The 12,469-nt window shown below is 68.3% G+C and carries 4 protein-coding genes; 1 reads left to right on the top strand and 3 read right to left on the bottom strand.

Features of this window, described 5'->3' with window-relative positions; all coding sequences use genetic code 11:
* Window positions 1–24: 24 nt before the first annotated feature.
* The 3 genes from SSP08S_RS08960 to SSP08S_RS08950 all read right to left on the bottom strand — a co-directional run bounded on the left by SSP08S_RS08960 (window position 25) and on the right by SSP08S_RS08950 (window position 11,075).
* A complete protein-coding gene (locus tag SSP08S_RS08960; protein ID WP_019067244.1) occupies window positions 25–3,684 on the bottom strand; it encodes a laminin G domain-containing protein in 3,660 nt (1,219 codons plus the stop codon).
* 305 nt (window positions 3,685–3,989) lie between these two features.
* Window positions 3,990–4,436, bottom strand: coding sequence for a hypothetical protein (locus SSP08S_RS08955; protein WP_019067243.1), 447 nt, complete (start codon window positions 4,434–4,436; stop codon window positions 3,990–3,992).
* Window positions 4,437–11,075, bottom strand: coding sequence for an RHS repeat-associated core domain-containing protein (locus tag SSP08S_RS08950; protein WP_019067242.1), 6,639 nt, complete (start codon window positions 11,073–11,075; stop codon window positions 4,437–4,439). It abuts the gene before it with no gap.
* A 301-nt stretch (window positions 11,076–11,376) separates the two neighbouring features.
* Here SSP08S_RS08950 and SSP08S_RS08945 point away from each other — a divergent pair, with 301 nt between their 5' ends.
* Window positions 11,377–12,465 carry a phage baseplate protein gene (locus SSP08S_RS08945; protein WP_019067241.1) on the top strand — a complete coding sequence of 363 codons (1,089 nt, stop codon included), beginning with the start codon at window positions 11,377–11,379 and terminating at the stop codon, window positions 12,463–12,465.
* The last annotated feature ends 4 nt before the right edge of the window (window positions 12,466–12,469 follow it).

The following is a 12,469-nucleotide window of genomic DNA, read 5'->3' as shown; positions in this document are numbered from 1 at the left end:
GGTACCCGGGCCGGCCGACGGAGATCAGCCGATCATCGTGTCGACCTGGTCGCTGTCCGCGGCGGCGCCGACCCAGATCCGGATGTCGTTGATCCGGCCGGGCAGGTAGTACCCCCAGGCCCCGCCGACGTAGCCCTTGCCGACGGCCAGTTCGCCCGTGCCGGCCTTCGCCGTGTACGCGGTCTCCACGTCGTTGCGCGTGGAGTCCAGGTAGAGCCGGATCGTGCCGTCCTGGGCGTCGTACACCCCGGTCAGGCGGACCGCGCCGGTGAGGGCGGTGCTGTCGGAGGTGACCGCGTCGAAGCTGCCGTCGCTGTTGCGGCGGCCGAACTTCCAGAACCCGGCCGGGTCCTCGTGCAGGTTCCCGTCGTCGTCGAACCAGGTCTCGGTGCCGGTCTGCTGGTACCACAGCCCCCAGGCCGAACCGTCGGCGCCGCGCTGGCCGAGGACCTGCCCGACGTAGCCGACCGCTCTGGTGCTCAGGGCGGCCCGATCGAGTTCGACCTCGGTGGTCACGGTGAAGGAGCCGGTGTCGTCGACGACCGGTCCCGCCACGGTGGCCGCGTCGTTCACGCCGTCCAGGACGATCGACTCACCGTCCAGCGCGGCGCCCCCGGACAGGGTCAGCGAACGGCCGTACCCGGTGAGGGAGTCGGCCAGCGTGGTGCCGGTCGCGCCCTGCGGATTCCAGTTCGCCATGAGTTCGGTGGCGGTGGCGGTGCCGGTGGCGTCCAGCAGCTTGGCCTCCTTCGCGATGTCCGACGGCTGAAGGGCCTCCGGGAAGACCGCGGCCTCGTCGATACGGCCCTTCCAGTACTGCGTGTACGTGCCGTACACATAGCTGGCCCGGCCGATCTGCAGGGCACCGTCGGGGGTCTGGACCTCACCGCCGGCCGGCACGGCGACCGGGGGGTCCTGGGCACGGCCGTTGAGGTACAGCTGGATGGTCCTGGCGTCGGCGTCGTAGACGGCGGCGACGTGGGTCCACACCTTCAGGGGCACGCCCTCGGCGGTCGAACCCGTGGTGACGAAGTGCCGTCCCGTGCTGTCGCTCCAGTTGAAGCGGAAGATCCACCGCTTGACGCCGCCCGAGTAGTAGAGGACGAAGCCCGAACTGTCGCTGCCGGTCTGCGACATGACACCCCGGTAGACGGTGTCGTCCGTGAGGTACGCCCAGGCGGACACGGTGTACGAGGACTGGGTGTTGACCACCGGTCCCGCGGTCGCGGCGTACCCCGTCTGCCGGGTGGCGTCGGAGTTGTCGTTCAGCACCAGCGACCTGTCCTGCGAACCGCGGCGGCCGAGGCCCGACCAGCCCGCGCCGGTGTTGTAGAGGGTGGCCGGGTGCCGTACCCCTTCGGTCGTCGCGGAGTCGGACGCGTTGGTCTCGCCGGAGCCGACCGCGCTGTCGTTGAAGTTCCACCGGGCCGAGGCGCCCTTGCTCTCGGCGACATTGATCCGGACCGCCGTCGTGTCTCCCGACTGCCCCGTCCCCACGCTGTCCACCGCCCGTACGTACAGCACCTGGAGGCCGGACAACACGGGCTTGACCGAGCGGAGCACCGAGTTCGTGCCCGCCACCTTGGTCCACTTGGTGTCGGTGGCGAGCTTGTACTCGAACGCCACGATGTTGGCGTCGGCCGCGTTCTTGGTGAAGACGAACGCGCCGGACTTCCCCGGCCCGCCGGTCGCGGCCCCGCATCCGTCGCCCTCGGCCGGGCACACGTCGTAGAGCGAGCCGGCCGGGTTGGTGACCGTCGGCGCCTTGGGCCGGGTCGAGTCGATCGTGAAGTAGCACCAGCCCTTGGTCGTCACCGTGCTGTGGGCCTCGATGTTGTTCGCACCGCTGTTGTAGTAGGAGCGCGTGAACACCGCCATTCGGTACGGGGTGTTCTGCTTCAGCGTGATCGGCGAGTCCTCCGTGACCTTCACTCCGTCGCCGACATAGCCGGAGGAGGGCCGGACCGGCTCGGTCACCAGGTCCCAGGTCCCGTCGCTCTGCTTCTCCTGCACGGTGAAGTGGGCCCGCAGATTCGCGCCGCTCTCACCGCCCGCCTCCGTCTGCACCACACCGCTGAACTTCGGCTTCGGGTTCGACAGCCAGGCCGGGTCCGCCGGGTCCGTCTCGCACGAGGTGCCCACGACCGGGCTCGTCGGCACACCCGGCAGACCCACATAGCTGACATCGAGTACGGCGTCGTCGTCGAACCGCTTCCAGCCGTTGGGGTCGGACTCGTTGCCCGCCTTCAGCATCAGCGTGAGCCGCGAGAAGCCGCCGGCGGCAAAGGACTTCACGGTGCTGGTGAGGTTCTCGTAGCTCTGCGTCGGGTCGTCGTTGAACTCGATCGGCGCGTCCGGCTGGCTCGGGGTGCACGCGTCACCGCGGCCGGCCGCGACCGTACGGTCCCCCATCACGTCCCAATTGCTGGTCGGCCCCGGCCAGTTCGTCGCCGACGAGATGTTCGGCGTCCGGACCAGCTGTACGACCGTCCGCTCGCAGGACATCGAGAACCGCTCGGTCACCCGGAACGTCGCGTCCAGCACCCGCTTGCCGCGCAGCGCGGTCGGCGCGAACTCGAAGTACATCCGCTGCTTGTAGCCCGAGCCGCAGTAGTAGCCGATGCCGCCCGTCACATACGTCCCGCAGTAGCCGATGCCCTCGCCGTCACTGCCGCCGGAGAAGTTGTAGAAGGTGTCGCCGTCCGAGGACAGCAGCGTGCGCTCCGCCTCGCCCCAGGTCACGTCGGGGTCGACGTACACCGGGTACACGGTGTCGTCACCGGTCAGCAGCCCGGCGTCGGGCACGACGGTGATCGAGTCGGCGTCCGAGGTCACGGGGAGGACGGCGGTGGCGTCGCCGTTGCTGGGGCCGGCGGTGGGGTCGGGCGTGGAATCGCCGTTGTCTGCGGTCGGGTCCTCGGTGGTGGCCGAGGATGTGTCCTCGGTACGGAGCGACATGGTGGACGCTCCGGACGTCGACGCGTCCCCCGCGGAGTCCCACTGCCGGGCGGTGGGGGTGCGGAACACGGCATTGCCGTTGGCGTCGACGGCGTCCAGGCCGCCACCGCCACCGTCCCGCAGGGTCAACCCCCGCGCCTCGACGGGAAAGTCCAGCTTCTTCAGCTCGTCGCTCTTCGCCGCGGCGGCCGACTTGACGACGAGAACCTGGCGATAACCCTCACCGGTCGCGGTCATCCGCAGGTCCACTCCGGGCAGCACCTCCGGATACACCGCCGAAGCGCCGTCCAGCCTCGGCTCGGGCAGTTCGCCCGGCCAGCCGACCGTCAGCGACTTGCCGCCCTCCTCGACGGTCACCAGGTCGGCACCGTCCCCGCCGCCGGAGAAGGACACGTCCGCCACGGCCGCCTTCGGACCGACCGTGCCGTCCGCCCGGCGCTCCAGCGTCGCGTCCGGCGCGGCCCACGATCCATCGGCCTGCTTCACCCGGACCGGCGCGGTGGACATGCTGAGGGAAAAAGTGGTGCCGTCCGGATTCGCATAAGTCGACGTGTATTCCGTGCGCTTTCCGACGATCTCCACGCGTTCACCGGTCGCCACCGCCTTCGCGGCGGCCTTTTCCGCCTCGGGGGTGTTGTCCCCGGAGGATTCGGAAAGCGAATCCGCGTGCGCCGCCGAGGCGGTCGCGGTGACACCGACGGCGGGAATCCCCGCCAGAACGGCCATCGCCGTCACGAACCCCGCGATATCTCTCAACCGCCGTCTGCGCGCGCGAACATGACGGTGCGTCACAACTGATGCCACAACAGCCCCCGTAGCCACGATGCTTCAACATCTGGTCACAAGTTCTACGTGGATTGAGCGCACACGGTCAAGATCTGCCCAAGATCCAACCAAGGGAGTTTGATCAAACATGAATTCTTGGAAAACCAAGAGGGACTTCACGGGAAACAAATAGCGACTGCGGGGACGAGGAATTCACAGCAAGGGCGATCCCGGATATCCCTCACGGACTTACCTCAGGGCAGACGTCACGGACCTTCTTCGCGCGGGTGGGCGTCAGGGGGCAGCAGGTGCGGGGCGCGTGCACCGAGGATGCCGAAGACCTCCGCCTTCGCCAGGCCGCGCAGCTCCGCCAGGAAGGCGGGGTCCACGTGGCCTTCCCTGGCCCAGATCCCGGCCAGGGACTCGGCGCTGTGCTGGGCCAGGACGCTGTTGAAGGCGCCGTCCCGGACCGCCCTCATCAAGGCCTTCTCGACGAGCGGTCCGGAGAGGAACTCCAGATCCGACGCCGCGTCCTCCCGATCGTCCTCGCGCGCCGCGGGGTCCTCCAGAAGGCGTACCAGCAGAACCGCGCGCTCGTCGTCCGGGATCTCCGGATCGGCCCACACCGGACCCGGCGACGAGACCGTCGCCGAGTCCTCGGCAGGATCGCGGGGCCGGTCCTTCTTGAGCAACCTCGCCAGCCAGCTTCTCATCTAGAACAGATCCTCGATCCCGTCCACGACTGTCTCGCCCATGCCGCTGCCGACCACGCCGCCGACCACACCGCCCACGACGCCTCCGACCACGCCACCGACGGCGGTTCCGGCGCCCGGTATGACGGAGCCGAAGGCGGCGCCCATTTCCGCACCGTACTCGGCACCGACACCCGCGCCCGCGAGCCCGCCCGCCAGGCTGGCGCCGTCGTGGATCGCCGTCTGCGTGCGCTCGCCGCTCGGTGCCGTCGCCACATCGTAGATGTCGTAGGCGATGGCCCCGCCCAGCACCAACTTGCCGCCGACCCTGGCGGCCGACCTGAGGTCGATGCTCCCGCTCGGAGCCCACGGTTCGTCCAGGGGGATGTGCTTGAGGTTGGAGCCCGGTGTGCTCGACTCCGGCACCAGTGCGCTCTTCGCCCCCTTCTGGCCGGTGAACGGGTTGGTGTACTCGCCCTCGTTGGCCGTCCGCCCGGTGAACCTCGGGAACTGACTGCCCCCCTGAAGTCCGCTCGTGGTGCTGGCCTCGAACTTCAGCTCCATCATCCACTTGAAGTTGCCGTCGGCGTCGACGTAGCCCCACTTCTCGACATTGCTGTTCGGCTTCAGCGACCACCCCTGGCTGCGGGCCCAGTTGCGCAGCCACTTTGCGTTGCGCTGGGCGTTGGACAGCCGCGGAAGGATGTTGGTGCTGGCGTTGACCCCGGCACCCGTGCCGTTGACGACCACGGACGTCACCGTCGACGACTTCTTGCTGCCGCTGCCGGTCGACTTCGGCTTCGGCTTCGAGCAGGGCAGTGAAATGTCGTAGAGGCAGGTGCCCTGCGTACCACCCGGGTCAAGTCCCGCGGGGTCGCTGAAGTTCGTCGGGTTGTTGCCGGAATAGGTGTACGGGTTGTTGGTCTCCGGGTCGTACGGCGTGTTCACCGGGTCGGTGGACAGGAAGCGGCCCAGCGACGGGTCGTACATCCGCGCGCCCAGGATCGACAGGCCCGTGGAGTCGTCCTCCGCCTTGCCCGTGAAGCCGCGGTCCATGGCCGCCGGCAGGGCGGTGGAGCCGCGCTGCTTGCCGAAGGGCAGATAGCGGCGGCGGGTCACGATGCCGCCGACCGTGGTGATCATGAGCTGGGTCGACGCCTGGCCGTCGTTGAGCAGCCAGGTCAGCGCGCCGTTCGCGGAGCCGTCCGCGACACGGACCGCGACCGTCGCGCCGTCCGCCGAGTAGTAGCGGCTGGCCGTCGCCGAGCCGCTCGGCGTCTTGTGGATCTCGTGGCCCTCCAGGTAGAGGACCTTCTCGCTCGGGGCGTTGCGCAGCAGCACGTTGCCGGTGGCGTCGTAGACGTAGCTGGTCGTGTTCGAGCCCGTGACCACGGACGAGACCTTGTGCAGCGACGACCAGTGCACCGTGGAGGCGACCCCGTTCACCGTACGGGAGTCCATCTGGCCGGCGTCGTCGTAGCCGTAGGTGTCCGTGCCGGTCGATGTGACGACGCTGGTGACGCCGTGCGGCTGGGCCGCGCCCGCGGTGTAGCTCTGCTGGTCGGCGGAGTAGCCGGGGTAGACGTAGTCACGGACGGTCGAGCCGCTCGACGTCGTGGACGTCTCCTTCTGCAGGTTGCCGAGGCCGTCGTAGGTGTACGCCAGCTGGTACGGGTCGTTGGTGCTGGTCAGGTCAGGGGTGAAGGCGCCGGTGCAGCCGGTCGAGACCGCCGTCGTCCATGCCTGGGTGAGGCGGTTCAGCTCGTCGTACGTGAAGCACTCGTGCTGGCCGGTGAGCTCGTCGGTGCGGTCGGTGATCTGCCCTGACGCGTCCCGGACGTAGTCGTCGTTCTGCACCGGGGTGCTGCCGGCCTTGCTGGTCGTGGAGGTGATGTTCTTCAGCCAGCCGGTGCCGGTCGCGTCGTCGTAGGTGTAGCTGCGGCGCGCCGTGACCGGGGTGTTGGTGGTGTCGGTGCCGCTGCCGTAGGTACGCCCGGAGAGGCGGCCCAGGGTGTCGAAGTCGGTCGCGCCGACGTACGTCGCCAACGGGCTGGTCAGCTTGTCGACCATGCCGAGGCTGTCGTAGCCGGTGGTGACCGTCTCCGCCTTCAGCCCGCCGATGGCGGGGTAGTCGACCGCCGTACGGTGGTCGGCCTGGTCGTAGTGGTAGACGAAGTCGTAGCTGCCGTTCAGGCCGGCGCCGGCGCCCGCGTTGGGGAGGGTGACGGTGGTGCCGGTCTGGCGGCCTCGGGCGTCGTAGCCGTCGACGGCCTCGGTGAAGGCGTTGCCCGCGCTGTCGTACGAGGTCGCGGAGGCGAGTTCGCCCTTGCCGCCGGTCGCGGTGTCGTACTTCGTCTCGGTCAGCAGCGTGCTGCCCTGCTTGACCGTCGTCGGGCGCTCCAGGTTGTCGTACCCGTACGACAGCACCGTGCCGTTGCCGTCGGTGGTCGTCAGCTGCTGGCCGTCGTCGTCGTACACCGTGGAGGAGCCGCCCGCGTCGGGATCGGTCGTCGTCATGCGCTCGCCGAGCCAGTTGTACGTGTAGGTGGTGAGGTTGCCCTTGGCGTCGGTGATCTTCGAGAGCTGGCCGCTGCGGGTGTACTCGTACACCGTCGTGTAGGTCGAAGGGCCGAACTCGACCACCTTCGACACCTGGCCGTACACATCGGTGTAGGTGTTCGTGCGGTCGCCCACCGAGGGGACGGTGGTGGTGTAGTCGCCGTGGTAGTTGGTGATCGTCTGGCCCTGGATCTGCGGATCGCCGTCGACCAGGATCCGTGACTGCGTGGTGCGGCCGGCGTAGTCGATGAGCAGGTCGGTGTACGACGGCAGGGTCGCCACGGTCGGCAGCACCATGCCGCTGCCCGCCGCGGAGCCGTTGTAGAACGCCGAGGAGGTGCCGGTGACGTTGCCGGAGGTGTCGTAGCGGGTCGCGACCACCGTGCGGCCGGTGCCGCCCGGCGCCGGGCTCTGGGTCTCGCGGGTGCGGCCGAGACCGTCGTAGTAGACGTGGCTCGCGAGGTCGGTGGTGCCGCTCAGCAGGGTCTTGCTGGTGACGAGCGCGGCGCCGGTGACGAGCGTCGGCACGCCGTCGGAGTTGGTGGCCGTCGGGATGTCGTACGAGAACGCCATCGACGGGTGCCCGTCGGGGTAGTTGGCGATCTCGGTGGGCTTGAAGACCTGGGAGACGCGGCCCACCGAGTCGTCGACGACGCGGGTCTGGTTGCCGTTCGCGTCGACGATCTTGTACGGGTTGCCCCACAGCCGCGAGTACCAGGTGGTGGTCGTCTGCGCCGTCAGCGCGCCGCTGCCGTCCGGGTCGGGCGAGGTGACGACGACGCCGTCGGTGGGCCAGGCGTTGTTGGGCGAGTTGTAGACGGTGGTGGTGACGTTGGTCTTTCCGTCGCTGGAGGACTTCACCCGGCCGGCCGCGTCGTAGCCGGTCGTGGTGGTGCGTGCGTGGGAGGCCGTGTCGTAGGCGAGGGCCTTCGTGATGTTGCCGTCGGTGGGCTTGTCCGTGGCCACGTCGGTCGCGTTGTCGTACAGGTTCACCTGGTACGCGTCGCGGTTGGCGTCCGTGCGGCTCGCGCAGTCGGAGCTGTGGTGGATGGTCTCGTCCGGCAGCACCATCCAGCGCTGCACCTTCGAGTCGGTGAAGTAGTCGGTGTTGTAGGCGCGGCCGTAGACGGTGCACCGGTTGTCGTCGACGTTCACCTCGCCCCAGTCGTTGGTGCGCAGCGGCAGGCCGAACTTGGCGCTGGTGTCGCTGGTGGCGTCGTACTGATCCTCCAGGACGTGGTCCCGCCAGCCCGAGGAGACCAGCGTGGACGTGGTCGTCTTCGTCTCGCGTACGAAGCGTGCGTCCGGCAGGCCGTCGTAGACCGCGGTGTCATGCACCCAGTAGTCGTGGAAGACCCGCTGATGGGAGCTGCCCGCGCCGTCGCGCTGGCTGGTCTCGATCACCTTGCCGCGCAGCCAGGCGCTGTCGGTGTAGGAGGTGCCCTGGCCGTCGGTGACGCTGACGCTGCGGGTGGCCGAGGAGTCGGTCTTGGAGGTGCGGTCGCCGTCCATGCCGCGGTACAGCCAGTAGTAGGTGGAGGCCGCGTTGGCCTTGGTGCCGGAGTGGACCTCGACCTGCTGGTAACCGCGCCAGTCCGTCCACGACTCGTCGCTGTCGGGGGTCAGCGGGTCGTTGGGAAACGCCCAGGCGGGCTTTCCGTTGTAGTCGTATGTGGTGGTCATGACCGGGTCACCGTCGTCGGAGGCGCCCTTGCCGACACCGGGGTCGGCTTCGACCCTGGTGACCAGGTACTTCTTGAACCAGCCCGAGGTGGCGGAGGTCTGGCCCTCCGGCGTCCAGGACTGCTTGAAGCAGTCCATGTCGTTGCTGGACTCGGTGGGCAGGTTGTCGGAGGTGCAGGCGTTGGCGAAGCCGTACGAGACGTTGACGAACGAGCCCAGGTCGCCGTGGACCTGGTTGACCCTGCGGAAGTTCAGCAGGCTGGAGCCGACCTGGTTGTCCAGCCACTCGCCGTTGAAGTTGATCGTCGGCAGGGTGAGGTCGGGGCCGTCGCCGTATCCCTTGCGCTGTACGTAGTCCAGCCACAGCTGGTTGCCGATGGTGCCGTCGGGGTTCGGCAGCCCGTACTTCATCTGGTACTGCATCGCCGGGTCCCACGTCATCTGCGACTGGACGGTGTTGGTGTCGGAGCCGCGGACGTACGTCTTGATGTCCCAGAGCATGTCGGTGTTGAAGAACGTCGGCGACGCCGTCTGGCCGGTGATCGACCTGCAGTCGTCACCCGTGTCGCACATCAGGTCGGTCGGCACGTCGGGGTACGAGGACGGGCTGGTCCAGATCGACGGGCAGGCGCCGGGGTCGTGGGCCAGCGGGTCGTCGGTCATGCGCTGCGTGCAGCGGCCGACGTGGCTGAGTTCGACCTTCGCCGGCAGCTGGGCGCCGGACAGCTGGGAGGCCCAGCCGTACTCCACGCGCACCAGGTAGGAGGAGGCGTCGTAGTCGCGGGCCTTGTCGGTGTTGATCCAGGAGCGGTAGCGGTTGGCCTGCTTCTCGTAGAAGTAGGTGTTCTCGACCTCGTTCCGGTCCACGACCCAGTCGAGGTTCCAGCGCCAGGCCTGGGCGCAGGGCTCGGGGAACACGTCGTGGCAGGGCTCGCCGGCGTCGTTGCCCGCGACCGGCACGGTCAGCACGGAGTGGGTGTAGACGTCGGTGCCGTTCTGCACCTTGTCCCGCTCGCTGCGGCCCCAGCCGAAGTAGTAGCGGGTGCCGTCCTGGGCGGAGATCACCCAGTACTCGTCGTCCGCGCCGTGCCCGCCCGTCAGGTGCTGCACTCGCCAGCCCGGGTCGTCCTGGAGGTGGTACGAGCCGGTGCCGGTGCCGTCCTGGACCAGGTTGGAGGTGTGGCCGTTGAAGTTGATGACGTACATCGCGCCGTCCGGCTCCTTGGCCGTGTTCGGCGAGTCCCAGCACAGGTCACCGACCGTGGAGATGCCGTCGGTGCGGCAGGGGCGGTAACGGCGCTCGATGTAGCCCGGGTTCAGGTCCCAGCCCAAGCCCGCCTGGCCGGCCTGGGTGTTGGCGGCGGAGGTGAGGGAGTCGACGGCTTGGGAGTTGTACGACAGCGTCAGATCCGGCGCCTCACCCGTCGGTGGCTTCGGCAGCTGGATCGGCAGGGAGTAGTTGAAGCCGCCCGATCCCGGCGACACGCTCCACGAGCCGGATGTGCTGAGCGGCGTGGCCCGGTAGTCCCCCGCGTCCGACGACGACCCCGACGCCACCGCGTACACCGTCCCCGACGCGTCGGCGGACGCCTCCAGCGGGACCGAACGTGCCAACTGCGTCGACACGCCCGGGGTCAGTCCGTCCAGCGACTGCTGATCGAGTGGAACGCCGGCCGGATCCCCGTCCGCCTGGACCGTCGCCGTGAGCGTGCCGCTCTTGACGTCATTGGCCGCCTCCACGACCTTGCGGTCACCCGGCGAACACCCCTTGGCCTTCGGTGTGGTCAGTGCGCACGCCGGGAGTTTCACCAGCCGCAGACGCGAGGCGAAGTTACCGCCGTAGGCGTTCTTGAAGCCCGAATAGTCCAGGCTCACCCGCACCAGGCCCGCCGACTTGACGCCGTCCTTGCGGGTCAGCCGCACTCCCAGCCCGACACCGCCCGCCGGGGCCACCGCCTTGCGGTCCAGCACCTCGACGTCGACCGAGGCAGGTGCCGCCGACTCCGCCCTCGCCGCCCCGGAGCCGCCCGACACACCTGAATCCGGCGCGTTCTTCAGCAGGTCGCGGTAAGCCGCAGGCCCGACGGACACGACCGCGGCCTTCGCGTCCGCGCTGCTTCCGGCCGCGTCGACCACCGCGCCGGAGGGCGCCACGGCCAGTTCCTTGCCGGGCTCGACGCCGTTCAGGTCCACCAGAGCGCCGGTGGCCTTCGGCCAAGACGACTTGCTCGGCCCGGTGGGTGTCGGGTCCGACTCGTCCTTGCGAACGGCCGAGGCGGATCGCGTCGGCACCGCCGGCGTCCGCACGACATGTGACGTCGCCGACTGCGACGCGGCCACCGCCGGCGCACCGGACAACAGACCCGTCACCAGCGTGCCGAAAACGAGCAGCACCAGGCTCTTCAACAGCGACGGCATCCCGTATCCCCCACCAGACATGGCACGTGGCCGCAACAACGCCGACCTGTGGTTTTCACTTCGAACCCACAGCCCGGTCACAAGGCAGAAGCGGAACCTAACCGGCAGCAAACATCCAGGGAAAGATCAATAAAACGGACAGAGAACAGCAGACCGCACCAAGCCTCAGCAGACCCTTTGAGTGACTTGAGTCACACTCCACGCCTCCGTGAACCAGCACCGAGCCGGGTCTGGCGTCACGAGATCACCTGATGCTTCAATCCCTCCTCACAACCAAGGAGAGCTTCAGGGGGAAGACGGGATGCGCGACGCTCTTTCGGAGATGAGCCGCAGACAACTGGTCAAATGGGCCGGGGGATTGCTCGGTACGGCCGTGGTGGGCTCAGCGGCCGTCGCGGTGAGCAGCGGCACCGCCTCCGCGGCCGTCGCCTCGTCCACGAAGTTCGACCTCACCGCGTCGTCGAGCGAGTTGCTGCGGGAAATAGGTCTCCAGGACGTACGCGTCCTGCAGTCGTTCTCCTTCGACAACACCAACAAGCACATCTACACGGTCGGCCTGGTCCAGGGATCCCGACAACTCCCCGGCGAATCCCGTCAGTACACCGGCGACGAACGCTCGGCCAACGGCGACCTCGTCGTGACCCGACTCGATCTCACCGGCGCGGAAATCGGCCGCATGTACCTCAAAGGCTTCGGCCACGGCGTTCAGATAGCCGCCGAGCCGTCCGGCAACAGCGCCTATCTGTGGACCGAGACGGACGCCGTCGCCTCCACCGATTCGAGCGGCAACACCAACGGCTGGGGCAGCAAGCTGGCCCGCTTCAAGTTCGCCAACGGCACGGTCCTCACCACGGGTTCGTCCCAGCTGACCAAGTTCAGCCCGGTCTCCGGAGCCGACCGCACCACGGTGGCCATCGACCCGGTCAACAGCCGCCTGGCCGTGCGGTACCGGGTCGGCGGTGTCTTCAAATTCGGCCTCTACGACCTGGCCACCTTCAAATCCGGCACATTCACTCCGCTGGCCACGGCCACCCAGCCGACCGGCAGCGCCTATTCCGACTTCCAGGGCTTCACAAGCCTCGGCCAGTACCTGTACATGCTCGACGGAAACGCGTACACATACGCCAACTCCACAACGACGACGCCCACCAACCCTGACGGCAACACCTACATCACCAGAATCGACTGGAACACCGGTTCCGTGAGCGACCGTCAGCTCACCAAAGCCGCCCAAAGCCTCTACTTCCGCGAACCCGAAGGCCTCGCCATTCAGATCCCGGACACCAGCAACACGGCCGCCTGCCGACTGGTCATGGGATTCGCCTCGGAGAGTTCGGCAACCGCCACGGATAAGATGGCGAGCTTCTACTACAAGAGCAGTCTCATCTGACCAC

Origin of the sequence: Streptomyces hokutonensis (assembly GCF_000376565.1) — a bacterium.
In the GTDB taxonomy this organism is placed as follows: Bacteria; Actinomycetota; Actinomycetes; order Streptomycetales; family Streptomycetaceae; genus Streptomyces; species Streptomyces hokutonensis.
This window is presented reverse-complemented; position numbering and strand designations above follow the sequence as displayed.

What these genes read in the sequence shown, in the direction of transcription:
- SSP08S_RS08955 (WP_019067243.1), bottom strand. Translation starts at nt 4,436, where the DNA reads ATGAGAAGCTGGCTGGCGAGGTTGCTCAAGAAGGACCGGCCCCGCGAT.
- SSP08S_RS08960 (WP_019067244.1), bottom strand. Translation starts at nt 3,684, where the DNA reads ATGGCCGTTCTGGCGGGGATTCCCGCCGTCGGTGTCACCGCGACCGCC.
- SSP08S_RS08950 (WP_019067242.1), bottom strand. Translation starts at nt 11,075, where the DNA reads ATGCCGTCGCTGTTGAAGAGCCTGGTGCTGCTCGTTTTCGGCACGCTG.
- SSP08S_RS08945 (WP_019067241.1), top strand. Translation starts at nt 11,377, where the DNA reads ATGCGCGACGCTCTTTCGGAGATGAGCCGCAGACAACTGGTCAAATGG.